Genomic DNA, 24558 nt, shown 5'->3' on the forward strand with positions numbered 1-24558 from the left:
GGGCGGGGCAGGCTCAGGTAGGCGATGGCACAACACAACTGAATTCTGCGAAAGCACTCAGGCCTTGACCCAGCGTTGACGGCTCCAGCTGCTCAATGTATCGACGGCCAATACCAGTAGCAGCATGGCCAGGATAACCGTGCTGGCTTGAGCTTCCTGGAACAGGCTGAGGCTGACATAGAGCATTTGCCCCAAACCACCGGCACCGACGAAGCCGAGCACGCTGGCCATGCGAATGTTGTTTTCCCAGCGGTACAGGATGTAGGCCAGGAGCTGTGGCAACAGGTTGGGCAGGGTGCCGTAACAGAAAGCCCATACGGCATTGCCGCCCTGCAGGCGGATGGCGTCGGCCGGTTCTGGTGGGGTGTTTTCCAACGCTTCGGCGAACAGCCGGCCGAGCACGCCGGTGGTGTGCAGGGCTAATGCCAGGGTACCGGCATTGGGGCCCAGGCCGGCAGCAAGGACCATCAGCGCGGCCCACACCAGTTCCGGAACCGCGCGCAAGGCGTTGAGCACCAGGCGCGACGCGCTCTGCAGTGGCCAGCCGAAGCGCCCGGCCGCGGGCAATGCCAATAGCAGGCCGAGTACCGCCGCGAGCAGGGTGCCCAGGGCGGACATGGCAATGGTTTCCAGGGCCCCGTGACCGATGGCTTGCAGATGGCCCGCGCTCAGGTCCGGGCTGAGGAAACGCTGCGCATAAGCGCCCATATGATGCAGGTTGCCGGTGTCGCCGAGTTCGCCGAGGTTGATGCCCAAGTAGCTGAACGAGGCGACCACCGCTGCGCCAATGCAGAGCAACAATGCCAGGTTGATCAGGCGATTCATGCCAGCCTCCAGCGCAGCAGGCGGCTGAGTTGATCGGCGAGCAGCACCAGTACAAGGAATGTCAGTAACAAACTGGCCACTTCACCGCCGGCGAACATGCGCAACGACAGATCCATTTGCTGGCCCAGACCGCCGGCACCGACGAAGCCCATCACCACCGAGGCGCGGATTGCGCATTCCCAGCGGTACACCGTGTATGACAGCAGTTCCGCAGCGACATTGGGCAGGATCCCGTAGCAAAAGGCTGCGAGCCGACCGCTGCCGGACTGCAGTAGCGCATGGGCCGGGCGCTGGTCGACCGACTCGAAAATTTCCGCGTAGACCTTGCCCAGCATGCCGCTGTAGGTAATGGCGATGGCCAGTACACCGGCAGTCGGGCCGAGGCCGACGGCGCGCACGAACAGCAGGGCCCAGACGATTTCCGGCACGCTGCGCAGGAAGATCAGTAAACCGCGTACAGGCCAGCGCAGCAGTTGGCCCCAATAGCTCGGGTGGCCGGCATGGGAGGCCGCAGACAGCGACAGAGCACGACTGGCCAGCAGGCTGGCGGGGACTGCCAACAGCAACGCCAGGGCCATGCCGGCCGTGGCGATGGCCAGGGTCTGCAGGGTGGCTTGCAACAACAGTTCGATGAACGCTTCGCCATGGGCCGGTGGCCAGAAGGCTGATACAAACCGGCCGATCTCGCTCTGACTGTCACTCGCCACCAGTACGCTCAGGTCCAGCTCGCTGTAGCGGATGCCCGGCCAGAGCAAGGCAAGGGCCAGCAAGGTGATCAGCAGGCGGGGCCGGGTGGCCGGGTCTCGGGTATCACGGGTCAGCATCGGGGAATCTGCACACTCAAGGGCGGCGGAACAATCGGTGGGGATTGCAGTTGTTCGTTGGCGTAGAGCTTGTCGAGCAACTCGCGGTCGACTTCGCTGGCCGCAAGGTCGAACAGAATCTGCCCATCACGCAAGCCGATGATCCGCGAAAAGTTCGCCAGGGCCAGCTCCACCGCATGCAGGCTGGCGACCAGGGTGACGTTGTGCTGCCGGGCATGGCGACAGAGTACCGAGAGCGTGTGCTGGGCCAACACAGGGTCCATGGCCGATACCGGCTCATCGGCCAGCAACACCTCGGGCGCCTGGTATAACACGCGGGCAATGCCCACGCGCTGTAGCTGTCCACCGGACAGTTGCTGGCATTGCGCGAACAACTTGTCACTCAGGTCCAGCCTGGCCAATGCCGCGCGTGCACCTGGAATATCCAGTGGATGCAGCAGGTTCAGCAGGCTCTTGCCCAGCCCCCACTGACCCAGCTTTCCGGCCAGAACCGCGGTGACCACGCGCTGGCGCGGTGGCAGGGGTGGCGACTGGTGAACCAGGCCGATGCGCGCGCGCAGACGCTGACGCTGACGGGCAGAAAGCTGCCAGGCTCGCTCGCCGAGTACCTGCAGCTCGCCGTTGCCCGGACGCAGGGCAGTGGCCAGCAGGTTGAGCAGGCTCGACTTACCCGCGCCGGACGGGCCGATGATGGCGACCTGTTCGCTGGCACTGATGTGCAGGTCCACGCCACGCAGCGCCTGGACACCGTTGGCGTGGGTAACGCTGACTTGGGTCAGATGCAACGTCATTTGAGCAGGTCGGCGGCGCGTGCGGCTTCCTCGATGCCCTTGTAGTTCTCAGGCTTGGTTTCGATGAAGCGGCTGGCGGCCTGCAGGTCCAGAATCTCCTTGTCCTTGGGGTTCGCCGGATCGAGAGCAAGGAAGGCTGCCTTAATCTTGGCCGCCAGCGCAGGGTCGAGGGTCCCGCGCACCGTCCAGTTGTAGTCGAAGTAAGCCGGGGTGGTCGCAAACACTTTTACCTTGGTCGTGTCGACCTTGCCGGCGGCGACCAGTTTTTCCCATACGCTGGCGTTCAGTACCCCGGCGTCCACCTTGCCGGCCTGGACCCAGGCGACAGTGGCGTCATGGGCGCCGGAGTAGCCGACTCGACTGAAGTAAGTTTCAGGCTTGATGCCGTCCTTCAGCATGAAATAACGCGGCATGAGACTGCCCGACGTGGAGGACACCGAACCGAATGCAAAGGTCTTGCCCTTGAGGTCGGCGAGAGACTTGACGGCTGGGTCGGCGGTGATGAATTTGCTGGTGAATTGAGCGTCCTGTTCGCGCTGTACCAGCGGGATGGCATTGCCGGTTTTAAGACGCGCCTGCACGAACGTGAAGCCGCCCAGCCAGGCCATATCGATTCGGTCGGTTGCCAGCGCCTCGACCACGGCCGGATAGTCGCTCACGGGCACGAACTCGACTTTCATGCCCAATTGTTGTTCCAGATAGGCGCCAAGCGGCTGGAACTTGCGCAGCAGTTCGGTAGGGGCTTCATCGGGAATCGCACTGACTTTCAGGGTGTCGGCGGCCTGCGCCAACAGGGTGCCAAATGACAGGGTCAAGCCGACGGCCAATGCCAGGGTACGCTTGAGCATGGAACTTCTCCGGTGCATTTACGAAAGAATGTCGAGGCGTCGGGCACAAGCTGATTGCTGCCTGGCGCATTGTGAGGGTAGACGAAAAGGTGCGAAATTGACTGCTTTTGGCTGTGTCCTCATAAGGGGGGCTCATCATTTCGACCCGCCATGGTACGTGGATGCAGCCGGGACGGACAGCAACGATGGCTCGAAGATTCGCAGTGCCAAGCCAGCAAATGTTTTTTGCACCGCAAACGCCAGACGCTGTCTTAGCAGTGGGCAGGCCAAGGGGGAAACCATGACAACGCACAAATTAACCGTTCAAGACTTGCAGTTGAACGTTTCAATCCGCGGCCAAGGTTCACCGCTACTCTTGCTCAATGGCCTGGGTGGGTTGATCCGTACCTTCGATCCCCTGCGCGATGAACTTGAGGACTACAGGACCATTACGCTGGACGTGCCCGGGGTCGGCAAATCGCAAATGCCACGCTGGCCGATGCGTCTGCCGCGCCATGCCGACCTGATCGCCGAGCTGCTCAAGCAATTGGGAGTCGACCAGGTCGATGTGTTCGGCGTGAGTTGGGGCGGTGCATTGGCGCAAGAATTCGCCCTGCGTTACCCGAGCATGGTGCGCCGGCTGATCCTCGCGGCGACCTCGGCCGGCCCGGCGATGCTGGTGAAGCCCGCCGACATCCTGGATTTTTTTGGCAGGAGCAAAAGCGCCAAATCGCGCAAGCAAGGAGGCTCGCGCAATTCGATACAGACGCTGCTGCGCTTCGGTGTGGTGAACGGCATGCTCACGGCCAACCCGCGAACCTATTACCACCAGCTCACCGCCCTGGTCGGCTGGACCAGCCTGCTACGGCTGTTCCGCCTGCGCCAGCGCACGCTGATCCTCACCGGCGAACGCGACACCCTGGTGCGGCTGTACAACGCGCACATCCTGCGCCGCACCATTCGCCGTGCCGAACTGCACGTCTTGCAGGGCGAGGGGCATTTTTTCGTGGTCACCAGCGCCAGGCGAACCGCTGAAGCGATACGCGAATTCCTCTGCCAGCCGCACGGCGATGAAGAGCTCGCGCCGATGATCGCCAACGGCAGGTTAGCTTCGCGACAGGCAGCAAACGGCAAGAAGCAGAAACTCCAACCGACCTGATCAGCAGAAAGGACAGCAGAAAGGGGACGGATTTATTTTTCCATTTGTCCGTCCCCCTTTTTTAAGTAAATCCGTCTTGTTTTTTGATTTACCAGTTGTAAAGGACAGCCTTCAATCCGGGGTGGATCACTCCCTGCATCGATATGCGGCCCCAAAACGGCGATTGGCAGAACCCGTCATGACAGATGCGACTCACTTTGCGCGCGGTTCAAATGTTCGAACGTTACGCCGATGCGCGAGAACACCTGCCACACGAAGAGCAGCACACTGAAACCGATGAGGATTGATGCGACAGCGATCAAGGGTTCAACTGACGGGAAACCCTTCATACGCAATGTCAGTGCTCCAAGCATTACCGGTACGCCAACGTTGTATGTCCAGAACTGTGCTGTAGCGATGTGCCCTTGAGTGATTGACGGGTGCATTGTGCTGATGAGTCCGAACAGTGCCATCGACACCCATCCCAACAGATTGATATGGGCATGTACCGCGAAGAGTGAGTGGTCGCCGGTAGCGCCCATCGTCACACCCAACATCACGCCAAGGGCAAAGTAGATGACAGCGAGCCGAAACCAGGTTCGCGAACGGGGATTGTGATTCATGGCATTCACCTCATGCGCCCTGAGGCGCGCTCAGTTGCGCAAAAGCGATGTGGAATCGTTATGCCCGGCGCGCCGATTGTGCTGTGCATCGTGCCAGTGGCATATCCTGTGCTGTGTGCCTATTATGAGACTCAAGTCTCATTACAAGACGGAGTATCATTTATTCCATGTCGACTTCGAAGTCAAGCCCGCCTGTCCATGATGTGGATCGGCAAGGCCGCGCTTACCAGCGGCAACGAACGCGTCAAGCGTTGATCGATGCGGCCACCGCTTTGCGCGATGAGGGCCAGAACCCGACTGTCGCACAAGTCGCCGAACGCGCGATGGTGTCGCGGGCCACGGCGTATCGTTACTTTCCCTCGTCGGAGGCGTTGATTAGCGAGACGGCGGCCGATCGCGACATGACGCCGTTGGAGAATCTTTGGCAGCCGGGAGACGATCCCGTAAAGGGCATAGGTCTGGCGGCGAACGCATTGCATAAACTGCTGATCGACGACGAGATAGGCCTGCACGTGATGGAGCGTTCGTTCATGACGGTGTGGCTGGAAAATGAGTCCCACGAGCCGCTGCGGCCGGGGCGACGCATGAGCTACATCGAGCCGATTGTCGACTCGCTGAAGGATGCGCTCTCACCCCGTGCTCGCAAGCGACTGAAGCAGGCGTTGTCGATCGTGATGGGCACCGAAGCGTTGATCGCTGTGCGCGATATCGGTGGCGCAAGCATCAAAGAATCACTCGACACCGCCGTGTGGGCAGCGCAGGCGCTCGTCCGCCAGGCGCTGGCGGAGGACAAACAGGTGCGGCGAAAGCGCTAGGCTGAAAAGGAAAGGCAAGGAAAGGGGACGGATTTATTTTCCAGAAAAATAAATCTGTCCCCTTTTTTAGTCCTTTTTTAATGACTGCAGGTTCAGCGCATGTGCACGTAGGTACCCGGTGCAGCCTCAGCAGCGGGATAAGCCCTGTTGCCCAGTTTACGGGGAGCCTTTTTGTGATCGCCCGAGCGTGTCTGCAGCCAGGCCAGCCAGTGGGGCCACCAGGAGCCCGCCTGTTTACTGGCAGCTTCCATCCATTCCTGAGCTTCGACAGGCAGGTTGCTGCCGGTCATGAAACGCGCCTTGGGGTTGCCCGGCGGGTTGAGGATGCTCTGGATATGCCCGCTGTTGGACACCACGAACTCGCCCTGTCCGCCAAACAGATGCATGGAACGGTAGCAGGCGTCCCACGGGGTGATGTGGTCGGTCAGGCCTGCGATGCAGTAGAAGTCACTGGTGACCTGACTGAGGTCTATCGGTGTGCCGCAGACCTCCATGGCACCGGCGCGGGCGAACGGATTGGTCTGGTACATATCAATGAATTCGCCGTGCAGCGTGGCGGGCAGGTTGGTGGTGTCGTTGTTCCAGTAGAGGACATCGAATGCCGGGGGCTCTTTGCCGAGCAGGTAGTTGTTGATCCAGTAACTCCAGATCAAGTCATTGGGGCGCATCCAGGCGAAGACTTTGGCCAGCTCGCGGCCCTCCAGCACGCCGTTCTGATAGGAACGGCGCTTGGCCGCCTCCAGGGTCTTCTCGTCGGCGAACAGCCCGACCTGGGTGTCGGGGCGTATGTCCAACATGCTGACCGCCAGGGTAAAGGCATTGATCTTTTTCTCGTCCAGGGCGGCGTAGTGACCCAGCAGCGAGGACATGGTGCAGCCTCCAGAACAGGCGCCGAAGGTGTTCAGGTCGGCGCTGCCGGTTATTGCAAGAACCGCGTCGATTGCTTCCTTCAGGGCTTCAATGTAACTGGAAAAACCCCATTCACGCTGTGCCTTGCCCGGATTGCGCCAGCTGATAGCGAAGGTCTGGATACCGCTGTCGAGGAGAAAACGGATCAGGCTCTTCTCCGGCGTCAAATCAAACAGGTAGAACTTGTTGATCTGTGGCGGCACCACCAACAACGGACGCACATGCACCTGCTCGGTACGCGGCTTGTACTGGATCAACTCCAGCACCTCATTGCGAAACACCACCGCACCTTCGGTGATGCCCAGATTGTGGCCGACCCCGAAAGCCTTCTTGTTCACCTGGCTGGGCATGCCGCCGTTTTCGATCAGGTCCCGGGTCAGCTGCGAGAAGCCATTCAGAACGCTCTTGCCGCCGGTTTCAAAGAAGCGCTTGAGCGCTAGCGGGTTGGCCAGGGTGTTGGTCGGCGCCATCGCCTCGGTCAGCAGGCTGATGACAAACTGACCACGTTGAGCGTCCTGTTCGCTTAGGTTGCTGGTGCTGATCCAGTCGTTCATCTCCTGGCACCAGGCCAGGTAAGTCTGCTTGTAGCGACGGTATAGCGGGTTGTTCTGCCAGGTCTGCTCGTCGAAGCGCTTGTCTCCCGCCGCTGGCTCGAGCTGCGAGCGGTTGAGCAGGACATTTTTCAGCTCAAGGCCGAATGCAGCCATATGCCGAGCGCTATGCACGGGTTGCTTCAACACTTGTCGCAGGACCATGCGGGCGCTGCCGAGCAGGTCGCGCCCGCGAGGACCGAACGCCGGGTTCAGGCTCAACGTGTGCATCGCCGCTTGTTGGGAGATCTCTTTATCTTTCTTGTTCATTGTGATGTTCCGGTAAGGCAACCAAGACAGGCGCTCGGTAGTTATATGGCTGAGGGCATGCGACCGGGAATAGCGCGGTCGGGCGAGCACCAGAAAGGCGGGGCTTGCCACGCAGATCTTGAGGAGCATATAGAAGGGAGGGCGGCCAACATTTCATTTGACGACAACGCTTTTTCACTTCATGACAATCCATGACCTTTGGTCCGGGATTGCCTGTCGAAGATGCTGTGAAGATGAGGCGGTGCTGACTCGAGACCGGCTAATGGGTGTCCCCTTTTTTGTCGGTGCTACCGGTAAACACCTGAAGGAGAGGCGCACCCAAAGGACACCACCTATGCTTAGCGCACCTCTCATTAGACGTCACCTCCCATGCCTGAAACCCGCCCCCTTCAAGTTGCCTGCATCAAGGCTGCGTGTTCCAGGTGCCCACCCTGATCAGGCAGGTCATCGATGTATCAGAACTTAGCGCTGCTTGCCGCCTTTCTCCTTACCTACAGCATATTTGCGGGGCGCTTCGAGTCACGTCTGCTCAATGGCCCGCTTATGTTCATGCTTGCCGGTCTGTTTCTCGGCCCGGCATTTCTGGGCATTCTGCAACCCCGGATTGACAAGGATGGCCTCAAGCTCCTGGCGGAGCTGACGTTGGCGATTGTTCTGTTCAGCGATGCGGCCAACGCCAGCCTGAAGGTCCTGCGGGCTAATGAAGGACTACCGCTGCGCTTGCTGATGATAGGGCTACCACTGACCATCGCAGGTGGTTGGCTAGTCGGCATCTGGCTGTTCCCACAGGTCCCACCGTTGGAATTGGCAATACTGGCAACCCTTCTGGCTCCCACTGATGCTGCGCTCGGTAAAGCTGTTGTGAGCAATCCCAAAGTTCCCGCGCCTGTGCGTGAAGGGTTAAACGTTGAGAGTGGGTTGAATGATGGAATCTGCGTTCCAGTGTTGCTTTTGTTTTTGGCATTGCTGGTCGAACAGCCGACACAGTCCCCTATCTCACTGGCATTAGAGTTGGTTATCGAGGAGCTGGGCATCGGTGCATTGATCGGTATTACTTTTACGTTCATCGCCTGGCAGTTGCAGCGCTACTCCGCAAAGCACAAGTGGCAAACACCCATGTGGTCACAGTTGACCCTGCCCGGGCTCGCCATTCTGTGCTTTGCCACAGCGCAAACACTAGGTGGTAGCGGGTTTATCGCCGCGTTCGTCGGTGGGTTGCTCGCAAGTTTTCTGTTTACCGAGCAAAAGCACCAGATGCTCAAGGCCAGCGAAGAGTTCGCCAGCCTGTTATCGGTCATTACCTGGCTCGTATTTGGCGCACTGGTGATCCCTTGGGCCTGGAGCAGTCTCACCCTGAACATCTGGCTTTACTCGGTGCTCAGTCTGACCGTGATTCGCATACTGCCCGTGCTGATCAGTCTGGTGGGAACCCGCTTCGATTTCGAAACCCGCCTGTTCATCGGTTGGTTCGGCCCGCGAGGTCTGGCCAGCATTGTCTTCGCCGTCATGATATTGGCCTCCCCTCTGGAAGCAAGTCGTACCTTGGTGGCTACTGTTGTCTGTACCGTTTTACTCAGCGTGCTATTACATGGTCTGAGTGCCAATCCATGGGTTGCACGGCTGGCCAGTCGTGGTCATTGATATTTACCTGGATACGTTCCCTGTGGGAGTGAGCCTGTTCGCGATGACGGACTGTCACGCAACGCAAGTGTTGGCTGTGCCACCTTCATCGCGAGCAGGCTCGCTCCCACAGGTTTTGCTGCGGGGATTGCTCCATGGATTCCATACCGATGATCAGGCTTGAGCCGCGCTCATCCCGCCCGTGGCCGTGGATTTTTTGCGCACCGCTTGATAGAGCAGGCTGGACACCATGAAGCCCGCAATGGCCAGCAGGCTCATCAAGGTGAAGACATAGTTGTAACCCTGTTCACCGGGGAAGTGGTCGAGGATCGCGCCATAGATGACGTAGGCAAACATGCCGGGGGCATAGCCGATCAGGCAACCGATGCCGAAGGCCGAGCCGGTGATGTGCTGGGGAATGCCGACTTCACCCATGGGGGCCCAGAACACGCCGCGCATGGAGAACACGATCAGGGCGAAGGACAGTGTGGCGGCCATGCCCGCGTAGATGAAGTCCGGGCTTTTCGGAATCAGCATGATCACGCCCATCAGCGGCAACAGCGCCAGGAATGCCCACTTCAAGTAGCGGCTGGTGCTCTTGAACTGCTTGTCGGCAATGAAACCGCCGGCAGGCCCGCCGAGGATCTTCAGGAAGTACTGGTTGATGATGCCGTAGGCGCCCACCAATGCCACGGGCAGCCCGTACATTTCCTTGAGGTAGGGAATGAAATAGGTCAGGCCGCAATAGACGATGTAGACCATAAACACGTTGAGGCTGACCAGCCAGATGCCCGGAACCTTGATCGCTTCCATCAGGTTCGCCAGACCGTTCTTCGGTTTGGCCGCCGATTGCGTGTTGCCACCCTTGAGCAGGAACCAGGTCAGGGTGCCGGCCAGAATATCGATGACCGAATAAAACAGGATTGCCGACTTAAGGCCGGTTTCGCCCGAACCCATGGCGACGAACACGCCCAAGGCGGAAAAGGCCACCAGTGTATCCACCACGCCACGACCGCCTTCGAGCAGGCCGAACAACCGGCCTTGTTCCTGATCGTCACCCAGGTTGCGGATCGCTTTGAGCAGCGATGGCCAGAACAGGCAGTCGGCACAGACGGCCAACAGACTGAACACGATCAGCAAGCTGCTGAAGGGCGGAAAGGTTGCCAGGTACAACCCCAGGCCACCAGTTCCGATCAGGCCGAGGGGGATCAGTTTACGTGTGTCGTAGCGATCGGCGAGCAGCCCGCCAAGCACAAACAGCGCGGTCGCGATGATCGCGTTGGCGCTCAGCAGCATGCCGATTTCAGTGTGGCTCAGGCCCATGAATTCCTGCATGGGGACATAGAAGGCGTCTTTCAGGTTCGCCAGCTTGTAGATGGTGCCGCCACCGAGGATGAGGATCAGGAATCTGAGCCATTTGGCCTTGTTTTGAATTGTCATTATTGTTCTCCGGGCGTAATCGGGTCGTCAGGATCAGGCGTTGGAAGGGTTGGCCAGGGTCAGTTCGGCCAGGGTGCGAAACTCGGCCAGCAGGCTGCGGACATAGGCGACCTGGTTGTTCGCCCAGCGGTGTTCATCGGCCAGCATTTGCTCAAGCGAGTAGCCGTTCGGAAGCGGCGTGTCGCTCATCTCCCGGTAAGCAATGAAGGGGTCAGCCGCCTCAAGGCTCTGGCGGAAGGCCGGGGCCACGTAGTGGTTTTCCTGCTCAAGAATGAAGGCGATCACCTGTGGGGTTGCTTCACCCAGCATCAACAGTTCGAACAGCATGCGGGCGCTGGGCAGGTCGTCTTCGTCGCTGCCTTGCAAGACGCCGTAATGACCGAAGCCGTTGTGTTCGGGGACGATGCGCACGCCCTTGAGGTGAGTCTGGCGAATGTGCGGTGCCAGGTTGCGCAGGGCCTGAAGCGGCTGTTCGCAGGCGTTGATCATGTTGCCGAAGTCGAACAGGGCATGCAGGCGAGGGTGGTTGAGACGGTTGAGCAGTTGCGCAATTTCCCCGCTCTTGAGTTCTTCATGCTGCTCGAAATCGAAGTACAGATCGTGTGCGTCAGCCTGTTGCGCGAGGTAGTGCAGGTCGGTCTCGATCACGTCCATGACCCGCGACAGCGTGCCCTCGTAACGTGAGTAAACACGGATGTTGCGCACGCCCAGGGCGAGGGCGATGGCGATCACCTGATCGACATCCTTTTTCAGCGTGCTGCTGATTTCCAGGTGCACATCCAGCCCCAGCGCTTTGGCCTTGGCGGCAAACGCCTGGAGCTGCGCGGGTGACATCTGGCTCAGGCTGTTTTCTTCGCCGTCGAGCAAATGCAGGCTCAGGCCTTGCAGTTCGTGGCGATAGGCGAAGTCCAGCAGGTCGGCCGGGGTGACACGACCGTGGGTGAGGTTAGTCAGTAGTGGGTAGGCGTGGGCAAACAGGCGCAATTGCCCCAGACGCTCAAGCAACCGCCGGGCCAGTGCGTCCGTCAGCACGGGAACAGCCCCGTGTTCGACCACCTTATGGCTCAGCAAGGCGTTGAATCGTTCCTGGATCTTATTGTTCATTAGAGTCGTTCCTGGTTCAGACACCGGGTCTACCGGCGCAGCCTTTATCGCGCCAGTCAGGAACTCTCGATAGATCCACTATCAGTTATTTGATAAGACCACTTGCCTCGCATCAAGGGGGCGACGGCAGATAACCCAAATTGCGCAAGGCATTGGCCAACGCCTCGACCCGCTCCCGGGCCAGGTTTTCCGGCGTGCCGGCAAAGCCGATCAACAGGGCTGGCGGCAGGGCATGCTTGATGCGGTAGTCGCTCAAGGCGTAGGTGTGGATGTTGTGTTGGGCCAGTTGCCGGGCGATGTCAGTGTCACTGAGTTCGGGGGGCAACCAGGCGATCAGGTGCATGCCGGCATCCGCCGGGGTGATCCTGAAGAAGCCGCCAATCTGCTTTTCAAGCTGTTCGATCAATGCCTGCTGGCGCGCCTTGTACAGCGCACGCATGCGGCGGATGTGCCCCAGAAAGTGGCCTTCGCTCATGAAGTCCGCGGTTGTCGCCTGAAGCAGCGTGGGTGGGCTGCGATCCATGACCGCGCGCAGGGTGCAGAAGGGTTCGATCAGGGCCTGGGGCAGAATCACGTAACCCAGTCTCAGTGACGGGAAGAGCACTTTGCTGAACGTGCCGACGTAGATCACCCGGGCCATCTGATCCATGGCATACAGTGCCGGGAGGAGGCGGCCACTGTAGCGAAACTCACTGTCGCAATCGTCCTCGATGATCCAGCTCTGATGCTTTGCAGCCCAGTCGATGAGTGCCTGGCGCCGCGCATAACTCAGGGTAACGCCCAACGGATGCTGGCGCGAAGGCGTGCAAAACACCAGGCGGGCATCAGGGCATTCGGTCAGGCCTTGCTGGACATCGATCCCCTGTTCATCGATACGCAACGGAATTACCTGAGCCCCCTGAGCCTGCAACGCAATACGCGCGGCGATGTGCCCCGGGTCCTCCATCCAGACACTGTCCTGCGGATTGAGCAGCAGCATGCCCAGTAGATTGAACGCCTGCTGCGCGCCGGAAACGATCACCACTTGCCCGGCATCGCAGTCGATGCCACGCGCATCGAAGACGTACTCGGCAATCGCGGTGCGAAACGCCTGCAAGCCCTGCAACTCGCCATAACCCAGAATGGCCTTGGTGGGCTTGAGCAGGTGACGGTTCATCAGGCGCCGCCAGATCGCCTGCGGGAAGGCGTCATAGGTGCTGTGGCTGGGCAGAAAGGACGTCGGGGTCGCGGGGTCCCAGTCGGCATAGGACACCCCGCGAAAATGATCGCTGCGCAGTGACAGCATCGACTGGCTCAGGTCGGACAGGCGCGGTGGCTGGCGCGGTTGCTCGTCCTCGCTACCCCGGCTTTCCCACTCTGTGCCGACATACGTACCGGCGCCCGTGCGTGAGGCCAGGAAACCTTCGGCAATCAGCTGATCGAACGCATTGAGAATGGTGATCCGCGACAACCCCAACTCGTTGCTCAAGGTCCGGGTCGACGGCAGACGCACGCCCCCCTGGATTCGACCGTTGAGTATCTGTTTGCGAATCTGCAGATACAGTTGGCGGTACAGGGGGATGGCACTGGCACGGTCCAGCTCGATAGCCGACAGCAGCAAACCTGCGGGGGATTTCATGACATGCTCGTTTGGGGGGAATGGGGTTTATCTGGGAACCGTAACGGAGAGGGAAGGGTATCGATCGATGCCCGATAAGTCATCTGTCTGGGGTTGAGGTTAATTCAGGACGGGTTTCAGACGTTGCGGGCAAGCTGTCGAGAAAAGCGCCAATCTGCCGGGGACCACGCAATGCACCGCAGAAATTAGAGCAAAAAGAGAAAAAGGAGATGGATTTATTTTTCGATTTGTTCTTCCTTTTAAAATAGTCGGGTGACTTCGTTCAAAATCCGATCCTGCATTTGAGCACTGGGTCTGTTGCGATACGCCACTGCGAAAAAAGCAACGCCTTCGTAGTCGCAGCGAATCGAGACAGTCATGCCTTCACGAAATCCAAAGACTGATCGGTCTCCTGCATCAACAAAGTATCTCGCTTTTGTAAGAGCCGTTCTAGCGTGCTTCAGGCAGTCTGTTTGGCTAAGCGAGTGTCGGATCCAACTAGTCGTTACACGCACAGACGAAGTTTTGCTGTCATCGATAGGGGGCTGAGTAATTTCTTTAGTTGTTTTATCACTGGAACAGGCGATCAATCCCAATGAAATAACACTCAGTAAAAAACCAAAACGAAGTCTCGAATGCTTAAGTTGATTTCCCATCGTGGGACGTTCCTGTGACGATCAGCAATGAATGAAGTGGCCGTTACTAACGTAATAGCGGGTTTCTGATCGTTTGCTACCTGTGCTCAGTGAATGCGACCGATGGTCGTACGTAGGTCCGTCATTTGGTTTCCTCGAATTTGCTGACTAACCGAGCCTGCCGAATGGACGTTTTCGGCAGGCTGCCAGTGCTACATCTTGAAGGACTTGACTAACTGAGTGAGATCCACCGCCAGCATCGACAGCTCACCGCTGGAGGAAGCTGTCTGATGCGAGCCAGCGGCTGTCTGGGTCGCCAGATCTCGGATGCTTACCAGGCTTTGGTCTACTTTTCGAGCCGCGTGTGATTGCTCCTCTGCTGCCGAAGCGATCAACATGTTGCGATCGTTCACTTGCTTGATTGACTCCGTAATTTCGACAAGTGAAGCCCCTGCTTCTTGCGCCAATGTCAGGGTTTTTCCAGCTTGCAGGCTGCTTTGGTCCATCGATCTGAGCGCGTCAGTGGTACCCGACTGTATATCGGAGATCATTTGCTCGATCTCCCTCGTCGACTCGTGAGTACGGTGGGCCAATGCGCGAACTTCGTCTGCAACCACGGCGAAGCCTCGACCCGCTTCACCTACTCGGGCGGCCTCAATAGCAGCGTTGAGCGCCAGGAGATTTGTTTGCTCGGCAATGGAGCGTATGACATCAAGTACCTTGCTAATGTCGAAGGCCATTGCTGCCAGCCCTTTGACGTCGTCAGAAGTCGATTGAACATTGCACACCATCAGGCTGATTGCCTCTACCGTGGCATCTACCTTGTTCCGTCCATCCAGGGCTGTCGTGTTTGCTTGCGTTGCTGCATTGAAGGCCTGTGCAGCGTTGCTGGCCATTCCGTCGACGGCAGAGCTCATCTGTGTGACTGCCGCCGCTGCCATTTCGATTTCATCGCTTTGTCGCAGCAGCCCTCTGGAAGCGTCCTCGGTGACCGCATGCATTTCTTCCGACGTTGCCGCCAATTGAATGGCTGAGTCACTGATTTTCGTCATTGCGGTGCGTAAATTGGCTTGCATCACGCTTAATGACACTACAAGACGGCCCATTTCATCTTTTCCGTCAGCTTTGATTTCTTCGCTGAGGTCGTTATTGGCAATGCGCCCCGCAATGTTCAGCGAATGATTGACGGGAACAATCAGGCTTCGAGTAAACAACCAGGCAAACAGAACTGAAGTAATCAGAGCCACGATGACCACAGTGAACACCAGGGTTAACGCCCGACTGTATGCCTCGGCAGCCTCATTTCCGATCTCTCTGGCGTTTCGTTCGTTAATCTCTTTCAGTGCCTGGAGGGAGGACATGACTTTCACATTAACAGCTCGTATTTCTACGTCGGAAAAGACTGTGGCGGCAGGGAAGTCTTTTGAGGCGACGATGGCCAAATATTTTTCTTCTACTGCTTCATAGGCCAAAACATTCTCTTTAATCGAGTCCAAGGCAGCTTTGCCGTCTGGAGTGACGGCCAGCGGGGTCATGCTCGCCAGGGTTCCATGCAGGCTCTCTATAACCAGGCGAACATTTTTCAAGCTTTCAGTTTTAACTGTTTCGGGCTCTACAGGGTTTCGCAGTTTCGAGTTGCTGTTACGCAAACTCATCAGGTCAAGTTGAATTGAGCCCCAGAGTGAAATGTTGGGGACTATATTCAGCTCAACTTTTTGTTCAGCCTGATTCAGTATTGATGCTTGTCGGGCGGAAAGAAAACCAAGTCCCACTATAAGAAGGCAAAAGAAACCAAAGCAAAAAGCGGAACGAGGGGCAAGGCTTAATTTGCGAAGCAACATAATTTGTCCATTCATTATTGTTCTGGGAAACGCCCGCACTGGGGGCAATCGTATTACAGAGTCGACTTTAAGAGCTTTTGCCTACAAAATAATTATCGATATCAGGGCATTTTCATAAGCTAACCTTATAAAAATTCATCGATGGTGCTACGTCTCTTGCGCGCTGGTCCGCGTCGCAGAGTTCCAGCATTTCAGCAAGGCCCAGTGACTTGTCCGTCACAACACAGCACCGGCTCGCAATTTGCCGATTTTACGTAGCCCGCGTGTTGGCATTTCTGGATTATGCGTTCCTTCACATGATTCGGAAGGTGCCCAACGGCTGAGCGCCGCCAGTGGTTAATCGACTCGATAACGCTGGCGAAACTGACGCGTAAGCCCCACGTGCACTGAACTTTTGACCATTTTGTTCGAGGGGCGGGGCATGCGACGTTTAATGTGTTTGGTCATGACCTCGGCGGTGAGCTTTCCTTCATTAGCCCATGAGCCCGGAGGAATCAACAGCGCTAAAAGTCAGACAGATGCCGCGTTTGATCTGGTTCATACGCACATTTATCGTGATGGCAACAAGCTGGTCTTTCAACAAATCGTCGCTGGCACAGCGGGCGTCAATACGCCCAAACCCACGGGCAAATTCGCAGGCTCAGACGTCTATAGCTATGTCTGGCCAACCAGTCTGGACAGTGACGTCGTCGGGTTCGAGCCCAAGTCCGGCATCCTGGCCCTGGCATTGACCTCCCACCCCGATTTCGACGACACCCCCCAGCTGGATGAAAACAAGGACGGTAAAAAAGACAACGATGGTGGGTTATGGCATTCCCATTGGGTCGTTCTGACCAAGGAAGCCAGTTGCGGGCCCAGCGGCCTCAAGGTTCGAGACATTCCCAAGGATATGAAGCCGAAGATGCCAGCCACATGGCCAGGCGTACCGTTGTATATCGATTCTCCCGGCTATGAGCTCAAGGCATCCACAGACACGGTCACGATCCAGGTCCCGTTGGCGGCCGTCGGCTTCGTTACCACTCGCGATCTGACTGTTGATCAGGATTAAATTTGTTGGCTGCACTCAATAAGGAGTCAACATCGTTTATTTATGGTGGTTTCCTGGAGGCTTTCCCGGTTTCATCGTCTGTAGGAAGCGCATGTCGGCTCATTCAACAACTCTTGAGGGTTCGTGTTTAAACACCTTCAAGGTTACGTCCTGAAAGCTACAAGACCTTGCGCCGTTGCCTACCGCTACGCCAGAATCCGCCGGCTTGTGCGCCTTGGGGCTGCTCGGTAACTTGATTCCCGTCACTGCCCATCAGTGATCGGGTTTAGTCGCCCGTTGATGTCAAGACGCACAATGTCTCTGTCAGTCAGGTATCCCATGCCTGCACTTGATGGCGGTTGTGCGCAGGGCGCTTCGGCGCGCCGATTTCTTGGCTCATCGGTCGACTAACCTGTGCACAGCTGCCTCCATTTCGTTTAGTCGCGAGCGGGTTGCAGCCTCACTCATATGAGGTCTGAGCCAATGTTCAAAGTAACACCCAACCCACCAGACACCGATCCAGTGTCCCCGTACGAACCCGATTCAAAAAAACTCAACGAGGCCGCCGAACGCGCCCTCAACTTCCATTTCCCGTCGAATGCCGACTTTGTGGGAGCGAGCCTGCTCGCGATAAGGGTGGCACCGTCAACACTTGCATTGCCTGACAGTCCGCCATCGCGAGCAGGCTCGCTCCCACAGGTTTTTGCTCCTTAACTGATCGGCAGTACGCTCAGCGTCCCGCGATCTTTTTCAAACCCGCTTATCCAACGCCGCCTCAGCCGCCGCAATTTGCGCCTGACGCTGAGCAATCACATCGCCCACCGGCGGCCCCTGAAAGCGTCGCGCTTCAAAGCCGAACCAGACGATGGCCGTCAGCACCAGGAATCCGATGGTGATGTACAGCGCCCAATCGTTCGGTGGCTGGATGCCGATGATGAAGATGATCACCATCGAGAGGACCGAGAGGAGGGCAAACACGGTGTACCAGAAGCGCCCCATGTTCCACGGCCCCATGGTCGGCCATTTCGCGGTCCCGAAGGTAAACAGGCCCAGCACAATGGGAATGACGAAAGAAAAGAACAGGAAGATCACCGTGCAGGACACCACGATGGTGTAGACCGGCGTTTCACCGATCGAGATCACCGACGAGCCCCAGACGAACAACACCGCGAGGGTGGCGCCGGTCCAGATCGCGGCCACCGGGCTGCGAAAGGTCGGTGAGACCGAGGCCAGCGCTTTGGAGCAGGGCAGGCCGCCGTCGCGGGAGAAGGCGAAGATCATGCGTGACACCGAGGTCACGGTCGCCAGCCCGCAGAGAAACTGCGAGATGAAAATCGCCACGTACAGCGCGAGTTTCACGGTGGGATTGACTTGGGTGTCCATCGCCCAGAAAAACACCGTCCAGCCATGTGACGCGGCTTCGTCCATGTTGGGCAGCATCAGCACAAACGAGCTGAGCATCACCCAGCCAAACAGCAACGACCAGACCACCGACATGACCATGCCACGCGGCACGGACATAGCCGCATTGCGCGTTTCTTCGGAGGTGTGTGCGGAGGCGTCATAGCCGGTAATGGTATAGATCGGCAACAGCAGGCCGAGCATGAAAATCCAGCCGTTCGACACCTGCGGCCAGACGCTGCCACCCGCCTCACCGGAGTAGTTGCTGAAAGTCCACAACCGCGCAAATTCATAACTGGGTGCCGAGATCAGGCAGACGATGGTCAGCGCCAGCGCCGTGGCGAAAATCAGGTAACCGGAGAAGTCGGTGAGCTTGGCGGTCAGGCCGATCCCTAAGTGGTTACACAAAGCCTGGAGGCCAGTCAGCACCGCAAGGAAAATCACCCGGACCGTGGTGGTGTCTTCCATGCCCAGAGCCGGGCCGAAGGCACCGAAAAAGAAGTAGTAAGTACCGACGTTGATCGCCCCCAGCACGGTGACCAACCCCAACAGGTTGAACCATGCGGTCAGCCAGCCGGTGAAGCGGTTGCCGAGAATCGAACCCCAGTGATACAGGCCACCAGCGGTGGGGTAGGCCGAGGAAATCTGCGCCATGGCCATGGCGAACACCCCGGAGATCAGGCAGCCAATCGGCCAGCCGATGCCGATGGAGGCGCCGCCCGCACCCGAGGTGCCCTGTGCAAGGGAGTTGATGCCCCCGGAGAGGATGCAGATGATTGAAAAGGAAATGGCGAAGTTGGAAAAAACGCCCATTCGTCGCGAGAGCTGCTGGGCGTAGCCCATGCTGTGCAGCGCCTTGACGTCGTCGTCATGCGACGCGTCGGCGCCGGGCTGGCTTGCTGGATTCATGTTGTGTGTGCCCCATCAGGTTTTGATACGCATCCATCCGGAAGGCCCGGACGGGCTGGCTTTCAACCCCATGTCGTACTGCTCCTGTCTTCAACCGGTACAACCTGCCCGTGCGCTGAGCACAGGCAGGCAACTGCTCTACAGGCGACCGTGGTACGCCGCGTCGAAAATCTCTGCCGCACCGGCCTTGGTCAGTGGCAGCGGATTGCCGCCGGCAGAAGGGTCGACCACGGCCATGTCCGCGATCAGGTCGGCCTGTTGGTCATCCACCCCCAGCTGCACGAGCGTGTGTGGCACGCCGATGTCTTTGCGCAGCTTGAGGATGAAGGCCAGGAAACTCTCGAAGCCGGGGGAGGGCAGCCGTAAATACGCAGCCAGGCGCGTGATGCGTTCTTCGATGGCCGGACGATTGAATTTCAGGACGTAGGGCATGAAGGTCGCATTGGTCATGCCGTGATGGGTGTCGTACAGCGCGCCCACCGGGTGGGAAAGGGCATGCATCCCGCCCAGGCCTTTCTGGAACGCAGTGGCGCCCATCGCCGCCGCCGCGAGCATGTGCGCGCGGGCATCAAGGTCGGACGGTGTGTGCACGGCGCGCACCAGTGCGTTGGCCACCAGGCGCATGCCTTCCACGGCGATGCCGTCGGCCAAGGGGTGAAAACCGGGGGCGCAGTAGGCTTCCAGGCAATGGGCCAAGGCGTCCATGCCGGTGCCGGCGGTGACTTTGGCCGGCATGCCGACGCTCAGGACCGGGTCGCTGATGACCACGCGCGGCATCATTTTCGGGTGGAAGATGATGCGTTTGGTGTGGGTGGCCTCGTCGATGATCACCGCTGCACGGCCCACCTCAGAGCCCGTGCCTGCGGTAGTCGGCACCGCAATCACCGGGGCGATGCGGCTTTCGTCGGCGCGGGTCCAGTAGTCGCCGATGTCTTCGAAATCCCAGACGGGACGCGTCTGGCCGCTCATGAAGGCGATGAGTTTGCCCATGTCCAGGCCGCTGCCGCCACCGAAGGCGATCACGCCATCGTGGTTGCCGGCGCGCCAGGCATCAAGGCCGCCAGCCAGGTTGGCTTCGACCGGGTTGGGCTTGAGGTCGCAAAACAATTCGACGCGCAGGCCGGCGGCGCGCAGGGCTTCCAGGGTGGCGATGGTCATTGGCGCACGCGCCAGGCCACTGTCGGTGACCAGCAGAGGGCGCTCGATGCCCTGGCTGCGGCAGGTGTCGGCGAGTTCGGCGATGCGGCCGACACCGAAGCGGATGCTCGTGGGGTAGTTCCAGTTCGCGGTCAGGCTCATGGCTCAAATCTCGTGGCGCAAATGGAAGGATTTGGCGCGGGTCAGGTGTTCATAACCGAGGCGTGACAGGGTGACGCCGCGCCCGCTGTTCTTCACCCCGGTCCAGGCCAGGGCCGGGTCGAGGTAGTCGCAACGGTTCATGAAGACAGTGCCGGTGTCGATGTCATTGCCCAGGCGTTCGGCGGCGGCCAGGTCCTGGGTCCAGATAGAGGCGCTGAGCCCGAACTCGCTGTCATTCATCAAGGCGAGGGCTATGTCGTCGTCTTCCACCGGCATGATGCCGACCACGGGGCCAAAGCTTTCCTCGCGCATGACTGACATTTGATGGGTAACGTCGACCAACACTTGCGGCGCGAGGTAGGCGCTGCCCGGTACATCAGCGGGAAACGCCTGCGGGTCGATCAGTGCCTTGGCGCCTTGGGCCAGCGCTGCGGCGATCTGGCCGCGTACGAAATCAGCGGCGGCCGGGGTGACCATTGGGCCGAGCGTGGTGGCTTCGTCCAGCGGATTGCCCAGTACGTATTGGCGGGTCAGGGCCGCGAAGCGCTCGATGAAGGCCGGGTAGATTTTTTTGTCGACGTAAATGCGTTCGATGGCGCAGCAACTTTGCCCGGAGTTGAAGAAGCTGCCGTCGACCAGGTTTTCTACCGCATGGTCGAGATTGGCATCTGCGCGCACATAGGCCGGGTCTTTGCCGCCGAGCTCCAGGCCGATGCCAAGGAAACGTCCGGTGGCGGCGGTTTCCATGACCTTGCCCGCGCCGACGGAACCCGTGAAATTGACTTGATGGATACGTCCGGAGCCAATGATTGCGGCGGTCTGGCTGTGATCGAGCAGCAGGTTATGGAACAGTCCGGCCGGGAGGTTGGCGTGGGCCATGGCCTCGGCGAATCGTTCACCCACCAGCAGCGTTTGTGACGCGTGTTTGAGGAGGACGCTATTGCCGGCCATCAGCGCCGGAATGATCGTGTTCACGGCGGTCAGGTACGGGTAGTTCCATGGCGCAATGACCAGCACTGTCCCCAATGGATCACGTTGAATGTGCCGGCGGAAACCGCTGACTGGCGTGGGTTCAATCGCTGCCAGCGCTTCAGGCGCAATGGCTATCATGTGCCGCGCACGCTCTTCAAAACCGCGCAATTCGCCCGCACCAAACCGTACCGGGCGACCCATTTGCCAAGCCAGCTCTCGCACTATGTCAGTCTTCATCGCTAGCATCGCGTCCACCACCGCACTGCAAAAAGCCGCGCGTTCGCTCAGTGGCCGGCGTTTCCATTGCGCCTGGGCGGTGGTGGCAGCCGTCAGTGCCTGTTCGATCTGCGTCGAGTCGGAGTAGCTGCGCTCAGCGTAAACCCGGCCATCGACCGGGGAGATGAGTTGAATGGTTGCCGTCATGGTGACCTCAATAGCGTTCAAAGCCGCGTTGCAGTTCCCAGTCGGTGACGCGCCGGTCGTACTCCTTCTGCTCCCATTCGGCGGTGTGCACGTAGTGGTCGATCACTTCATCCCCGAACGCTTCGCGCAACATGCCGGAGGTCTGGAGTGCGGCGCAGGCTTCGCGCAAGGTCTTGGAAACTTCCGGCAAGTGTTCGTCGAGGTAGGCGTCGCCTTCAAAGGGCGGCGCGAGGGCGAGCTTCTCGTCGATCCCGGCCAGGCCCGCCGCGATCAGGGCCGCGAAGGCCAGATACGGGTTGAGGTCGGCACCGCCGATGCGGCATTCGATGCGGATGGATTTGCTCTCTTCTGCGCACAAGCGAAAGCCTGCGGTGCGGTTGTCCCGGCTCCACACCGCACGCGTCGGCGCAAAGGTGCCGGCCTGAAAGCGCTTGTACGAGTTGATGTAGGGTGCGAGAAAACAGGTGATGTCGTTGGCGTACTTGAGCTGCCCGGCGACCCATGAGCGCATCAGTGTCGACATGCCGAATTCAGCCTTGGCGTCGAAGAACAACGGCTTCTTGCCGTTCTTGTCCCACAGCGAATTGTGGATGTGGCTGCTGGAACCTGCGGCGTCATAGCGCCACTTGGCCATGAAGGTGATCGCCTTGCCTTGCAGTTGCGCGATCTCTTTGCAGGCGTGCTTGATGATGACGTGGTGGTCGGCCATGGTCAGCGCATCCGCATAGCGGATGTTGATCTCTTCCTGTCCCGGCCCCCATTCACCCTTGGAGTTTTCCACGGGAATGCCGCTGGCCTGCAGATGCTTGCGAATCGCCCGCAGCACCGGCTCTTCGCGGGTGGTCTGCAGGATGTTGTAGTCCTCGATGTAATGGCCGGCGGTTTTGGGCTTTTGGTAGTTGCGCTCGTGGATGGCCTCGTAGCTCTCGTCGAACAGATAGAACTCCAGTTCCGAGGCGAACATGCCGGTATAGCCACGCTCGCGCAGGCGTTCGATCTGTTTTTTCAGGATGGCCCGGGGGCTGTGCGGCAAGTCGCGGCGATGGTGGTGATCGAGCACATCGCAGAGCACCAGCGCCGTGCATTCCAGCCACGGCACCCGCCGCAGGGTGGACATGTCGGGCTTGAGCACAAAGTCGCCATAGCCTTTGCTCCAACTGGCGGCGGCGTAACCCGGTACGGGTTCCATGTCGATGTCGTCGGCCAGCAGGTAGTTGCAGCAGTGGGTTTCTTCATGGCCGCTGTCGATAAAAAACTCGACCTGGAATCGCTTGCCGACCAGACGTCCCTGCATGTCGACCATGCAGACCAGTACGGTATCGATTTCGCCGGACACGGCGGCACGCTTCAATTCATCAAAGCTGAGGAGGGGCTCGGTCATCACGTCAGTCCTGCGTGAAAGTGTGGGCCAGTCTGAAATAGCTGTTGCAGACGCTCTTCAGAAAAACCCAAACCCTGCCGGAGCGAGCATCGTGCGCAATAAGCTGATCCTTAGCTTAGCCTAATGCGGCTTTGTGCAAGTTTTGCTGCTTGCTGCCTGATAAATCAGCCTGGAATTTGGCGATTCAACGTGTTTCTGGACGCCGTCGCTGCCCCTATGGCATGGTCGAAAAAATACCACGCAGCCAACAGGATTCAGCAAATGGAGGAGGGGGATCATCTCTGCGGCACACCGTCGATGGCGACGCTCAAGGCATTCAATCATTGCGTGTTGCACCTCGGGCGACTGGCTCGGGAACGTGGTGCCTCGCAGTTCATCGAAGACGGGCTGCAAGCCTTTCGCCCACTGGTGCCGTTTGCTTCGGCGTGGTGGGGCGAGATGTCTACGTCAGACGCCCAGGTAGCGCCGAAAAGCTGGATGCACGGGCGCATCGACCTGCCCGAATCGTTTGCCGCCGAATGGCACAAGAGCGCGGGCAGCGACCGGTTCTCCCACGACACCTTGAGCCAACCCGGTGAAGTGGTGCGCGACAGCGGTTTCACTGACCCCCATGAAGAGGTCGACGCCTTCGCTCGTCGTCATGACCTCTACCACCCGATGTGCATCACCTTCGAGCTGCCCGAAAGCGGTTTGATGTTCTTTGTCTGCCTCTATCGCGGCGAACAAGCACTGGCCTTCAACGACAGCGAGGCCGCGTTGTTTTCGGCGTTCTGTGATCACCTGTTGCAGCTGTGGCGATTCCAGGTGCAAGACATGATTCGGTTCGACACCGGTAACGGCGCCAGCGACTTCGGGGTCGCGCGCATGGACGGCACGTTGTTGTACGTGGGCGCCAGCCTGTGCGCGGCGATACAGCGCGAAGTGCCGGGGTGGGACGGTTCGATATTGCCGGCGCAGGTAATCGCCCAACTGCCAAAAGCGCCGAGCGTCATGCGCCTGGGACGCTGTGCGCTGACCCTTAGTCTGAATGCCAGGCACGTCATTCTGTCCCTCGAAACCCAGTCACGCGGTGCCGTGCTGGCGCCAAGGGAGCGGACGGCAGCGATGCTGTTCGCGGCCGGTCACTCGTATAAAGAGATCGCGAAAATCCTCACCTTGAGCCCCGCGACCGTGCGCACCTATCTGCGCAACTGCTACTTGCAGCTTGGCGTGAAGAGCAAGGTCGAGTTGGGTTCTGTTTTGTCTGCGCAGACAACCCGCCGCGAATCCCGGTGACGCCCACTCATTCACTGACCCC

20 protein-coding genes and 2 pseudogenes are annotated in these 24558 nt (G+C 59.0%); 6 read left to right on the forward strand and 16 right to left on the reverse strand.

All coding sequences use genetic code 11. The annotated features are described in order from the left end of the window. Positions 1-57: 57 nt before the first annotated feature. The 4 genes from phnE to J2Y56_RS22930 are packed head-to-tail and all read right to left on the reverse strand — an operon-like array spanning position 58 to position 3288. Positions 58-825, reverse strand: a complete 768-nt coding sequence (gene phnE / locus J2Y56_RS22915; protein ID WP_150780947.1) for a phosphonate ABC transporter, permease protein PhnE — start codon at positions 823-825, stop codon at positions 58-60. Then, positions 822-1649, reverse strand: coding sequence for an ABC transporter permease subunit (locus tag J2Y56_RS22920; protein ID WP_310352889.1), 828 nt, complete (start codon positions 1647-1649; stop codon positions 822-824). Before J2Y56_RS22920 ends, phnE begins: the two co-directional genes overlap by 4 nt. Further along, positions 1643-2440, reverse strand: a complete 798-nt coding sequence (locus tag J2Y56_RS22925) for a phosphonate ABC transporter ATP-binding protein (RefSeq protein ID WP_007949531.1) — start codon at positions 2438-2440, stop codon at positions 1643-1645. Before J2Y56_RS22925 ends, J2Y56_RS22920 begins: the two co-directional genes overlap by 7 nt. Then, entirely contained in the window at positions 2437-3288 is an 852-nt protein-coding gene (locus J2Y56_RS22930) for a putative selenate ABC transporter substrate-binding protein (RefSeq protein ID WP_007949532.1), read from the reverse strand. The genes J2Y56_RS22925 and J2Y56_RS22930 overlap by 4 nt, the downstream gene beginning before the upstream one ends. A 280-nt stretch (positions 3289-3568) precedes the next feature. Between J2Y56_RS22930 and J2Y56_RS22935 the strand changes: the two genes are divergently transcribed. Further along, the gene (locus tag J2Y56_RS22935) at positions 3569-4426 is read left to right on the forward strand and encodes an alpha/beta hydrolase (RefSeq protein ID WP_310352894.1); all 858 of its coding nucleotides are present in this window, start codon (positions 3569-3571) and stop codon (positions 4424-4426) included. 176 nt (positions 4427-4602) lie between these two features. Here J2Y56_RS22935 and J2Y56_RS22940 read toward each other — a convergent pair whose 3' ends face one another. Next, complete coding sequence (locus tag J2Y56_RS22940) at positions 4603-5028, reverse strand: hypothetical protein (protein WP_007949534.1); 426 nt, start codon at positions 5026-5028, stop codon at positions 4603-4605. Between the two features lie 167 nt (positions 5029-5195). On the opposite strand from J2Y56_RS22940, the gene J2Y56_RS22945 reads away from it, so the two are divergent. Further along, positions 5196-5843 (forward strand): TetR/AcrR family transcriptional regulator, encoded by a 648-nt coding sequence (locus J2Y56_RS22945; protein ID WP_007949535.1) that lies wholly within the window; start codon positions 5196-5198, stop codon positions 5841-5843. A 92-nt stretch (positions 5844-5935) separates the two neighbouring features. Here J2Y56_RS22945 and phaC read toward each other — a convergent pair whose 3' ends face one another. Then, a complete protein-coding gene (gene phaC, locus J2Y56_RS22950) occupies positions 5936-7612 on the reverse strand; it encodes a class II poly(R)-hydroxyalkanoic acid synthase (protein ID WP_007949536.1) in 1677 nt (558 codons plus the stop codon). A gap of 450 nt (positions 7613-8062) precedes the next feature. On the opposite strand from phaC, the gene J2Y56_RS22955 reads away from it, so the two are divergent. Continuing rightward, entirely contained in the window at positions 8063-9253 is a 1191-nt protein-coding gene (locus tag J2Y56_RS22955; protein WP_007949538.1) for a sodium:proton antiporter, read from the forward strand. A gap of 153 nt (positions 9254-9406) precedes the next feature. Here the strand turns inward: J2Y56_RS22955 and J2Y56_RS22960 are convergent, their stop codons facing one another. The 6 genes and pseudogenes from J2Y56_RS22960 to J2Y56_RS28545 form a co-directional block, all read right to left on the reverse strand. After that, a complete protein-coding gene (locus tag J2Y56_RS22960; RefSeq protein WP_007949539.1) occupies positions 9407-10672 on the reverse strand; it encodes an MFS transporter in 1266 nt (421 codons plus the stop codon). A gap of 33 nt (positions 10673-10705) precedes the next feature. Further along, complete coding sequence (locus J2Y56_RS22965) at positions 10706-11776, reverse strand: sugar phosphate isomerase/epimerase (protein WP_007949541.1); 1071 nt, start codon at positions 11774-11776, stop codon at positions 10706-10708. Between the two features lie 112 nt (positions 11777-11888). Continuing rightward, the gene (locus J2Y56_RS22970) at positions 11889-13394 is read right to left on the reverse strand and encodes a PLP-dependent aminotransferase family protein (RefSeq protein ID WP_310352899.1); all 1506 of its coding nucleotides are present in this window, start codon (positions 13392-13394) and stop codon (positions 11889-11891) included. A gap of 239 nt (positions 13395-13633) precedes the next feature. Continuing rightward, a complete protein-coding gene (locus J2Y56_RS22975) occupies positions 13634-14029 on the reverse strand; it encodes a hypothetical protein (protein ID WP_310338536.1) in 396 nt (131 codons plus the stop codon). Positions 14030-14220: 191 nt separating this feature from the next. After that, positions 14221-15084: a methyl-accepting chemotaxis protein gene (locus J2Y56_RS28540; RefSeq protein WP_405046880.1), complete on the reverse strand. Its 864-nt coding sequence runs from the start codon at positions 15082-15084 to the stop codon at positions 14221-14223. Beyond that, a pseudogene (locus J2Y56_RS28545) lies at positions 15079-15864 on the reverse strand (MCP four helix bundle domain-containing protein); the annotation flags it as partial. The pseudogene J2Y56_RS28545 and the gene J2Y56_RS28540, both read right to left, overlap by 6 nt. A gap of 430 nt (positions 15865-16294) precedes the next feature. Here J2Y56_RS28545 and J2Y56_RS22985 point away from each other — a divergent pair. Both J2Y56_RS22985 and J2Y56_RS28550 read left to right on the forward strand, forming a co-directional pair. Continuing rightward, positions 16295-16897, forward strand: a complete 603-nt coding sequence (locus J2Y56_RS22985) for a hypothetical protein (RefSeq protein ID WP_050550248.1) — start codon at positions 16295-16297, stop codon at positions 16895-16897. Positions 16898-17186: 289 nt separating this feature from the next. Continuing rightward, positions 17187-17348 (forward strand): annotated as a pseudogene (locus J2Y56_RS28550) (SWIM zinc finger family protein); the annotation flags it as partial. Between the two features lie 278 nt (positions 17349-17626). Here the strand turns inward: J2Y56_RS28550 and J2Y56_RS22990 are convergent. The 4 genes from J2Y56_RS22990 to J2Y56_RS23005 form a co-directional block, all read right to left on the reverse strand. After that, positions 17627-19186 carry an amino acid permease gene (locus J2Y56_RS22990; RefSeq protein WP_310352902.1) on the reverse strand — a complete coding sequence of 520 codons (1560 nt, stop codon included), beginning with the start codon at positions 19184-19186 and terminating at the stop codon, positions 17627-17629. A 138-nt stretch (positions 19187-19324) separates the two neighbouring features. Further along, positions 19325-20485 carry an iron-containing alcohol dehydrogenase gene (locus tag J2Y56_RS22995; protein WP_310352905.1) on the reverse strand — a complete coding sequence of 387 codons (1161 nt, stop codon included), beginning with the start codon at positions 20483-20485 and terminating at the stop codon, positions 19325-19327. Positions 20486-20488: 3 nt separating this feature from the next. Further along, positions 20489-21880 carry an aldehyde dehydrogenase family protein gene (locus tag J2Y56_RS23000; protein ID WP_310352907.1) on the reverse strand — a complete coding sequence of 464 codons (1392 nt, stop codon included), beginning with the start codon at positions 21878-21880 and terminating at the stop codon, positions 20489-20491. Between the two features lie 7 nt (positions 21881-21887). Next, positions 21888-23261, reverse strand: a complete 1374-nt coding sequence (locus J2Y56_RS23005) for a glutamine synthetase family protein (RefSeq protein WP_310352909.1) — start codon at positions 23259-23261, stop codon at positions 21888-21890. Between the two features lie 261 nt (positions 23262-23522). On the opposite strand from J2Y56_RS23005, the gene J2Y56_RS23010 reads away from it, so the two are divergent. Next, the gene (locus tag J2Y56_RS23010) at positions 23523-24536 is read left to right on the forward strand and encodes a LuxR C-terminal-related transcriptional regulator (protein WP_310352911.1); all 1014 of its coding nucleotides are present in this window, start codon (positions 23523-23525) and stop codon (positions 24534-24536) included. Positions 24537-24558 lie beyond the last annotated feature (22 nt).

The organism is Pseudomonas sp. BE134 (assembly GCF_031456105.1).
In the GTDB taxonomy this organism is placed as follows: domain Bacteria; phylum Pseudomonadota; class Gammaproteobacteria; order Pseudomonadales; family Pseudomonadaceae; genus Aquipseudomonas.

Excerpts from the sequence above, each read along its gene's own strand:
- phnE (WP_150780947.1), bottom strand. The coding sequence starts at position 825 with ATGAATCGCCTGATCAACCTGGCATTGTTGCTCTGCATTGGCGCAGCG.
- J2Y56_RS22955 (WP_007949538.1), top strand. The coding sequence starts at position 8,063 with ATGTATCAGAACTTAGCGCTGCTTGCCGCCTTTCTCCTTACCTACAGC.
- J2Y56_RS22930 (WP_007949532.1), bottom strand. The coding sequence starts at position 3,288 with ATGCTCAAGCGTACCCTGGCATTGGCCGTCGGCTTGACCCTGTCATTT.
- J2Y56_RS22925 (WP_007949531.1), bottom strand. The coding sequence starts at position 2,440 with ATGACGTTGCATCTGACCCAAGTCAGCGTTACCCACGCCAACGGTGTC.
- J2Y56_RS22975 (WP_310338536.1), bottom strand. The coding sequence starts at position 14,029 with ATGGGAAATCAACTTAAGCATTCGAGACTTCGTTTTGGTTTTTTACTG.
- J2Y56_RS22970 (WP_310352899.1), bottom strand. The coding sequence starts at position 13,394 with ATGAAATCCCCCGCAGGTTTGCTGCTGTCGGCTATCGAGCTGGACCGT.
- J2Y56_RS22935 (WP_310352894.1), top strand. The coding sequence starts at position 3,569 with ATGACAACGCACAAATTAACCGTTCAAGACTTGCAGTTGAACGTTTCA.
- J2Y56_RS22965 (WP_007949541.1), bottom strand. The coding sequence starts at position 11,776 with ATGAACAATAAGATCCAGGAACGATTCAACGCCTTGCTGAGCCATAAG.
- J2Y56_RS22920 (WP_310352889.1), bottom strand. The coding sequence starts at position 1,649 with ATGCTGACCCGTGATACCCGAGACCCGGCCACCCGGCCCCGCCTGCTG.
- J2Y56_RS22985 (WP_050550248.1), top strand. The coding sequence starts at position 16,295 with ATGACCTCGGCGGTGAGCTTTCCTTCATTAGCCCATGAGCCCGGAGGA.
- J2Y56_RS22990 (WP_310352902.1), bottom strand. The coding sequence starts at position 19,186 with ATGAATCCAGCAAGCCAGCCCGGCGCCGACGCGTCGCATGACGACGAC.
- J2Y56_RS28540 (WP_405046880.1), bottom strand. The coding sequence starts at position 15,084 with ATGCAAGCCAATTTACGCACCGCAATGACGAAAATCAGTGACTCAGCC.
- J2Y56_RS22960 (WP_007949539.1), bottom strand. The coding sequence starts at position 10,672 with ATGACAATTCAAAACAAGGCCAAATGGCTCAGATTCCTGATCCTCATC.
- J2Y56_RS23010 (WP_310352911.1), top strand. The coding sequence starts at position 23,523 with ATGGAGGAGGGGGATCATCTCTGCGGCACACCGTCGATGGCGACGCTC.
- J2Y56_RS22940 (WP_007949534.1), bottom strand. The coding sequence starts at position 5,028 with ATGAATCACAATCCCCGTTCGCGAACCTGGTTTCGGCTCGCTGTCATC.
- J2Y56_RS22995 (WP_310352905.1), bottom strand. The coding sequence starts at position 20,485 with ATGAGCCTGACCGCGAACTGGAACTACCCCACGAGCATCCGCTTCGGT.
- phaC (WP_007949536.1), bottom strand. The coding sequence starts at position 7,612 with ATGAACAAGAAAGATAAAGAGATCTCCCAACAAGCGGCGATGCACACG.
- J2Y56_RS23005 (WP_310352909.1), bottom strand. The coding sequence starts at position 23,261 with ATGACCGAGCCCCTCCTCAGCTTTGATGAATTGAAGCGTGCCGCCGTG.
- J2Y56_RS23000 (WP_310352907.1), bottom strand. The coding sequence starts at position 21,880 with ATGACGGCAACCATTCAACTCATCTCCCCGGTCGATGGCCGGGTTTAC.
- J2Y56_RS22945 (WP_007949535.1), top strand. The coding sequence starts at position 5,196 with ATGTCGACTTCGAAGTCAAGCCCGCCTGTCCATGATGTGGATCGGCAA.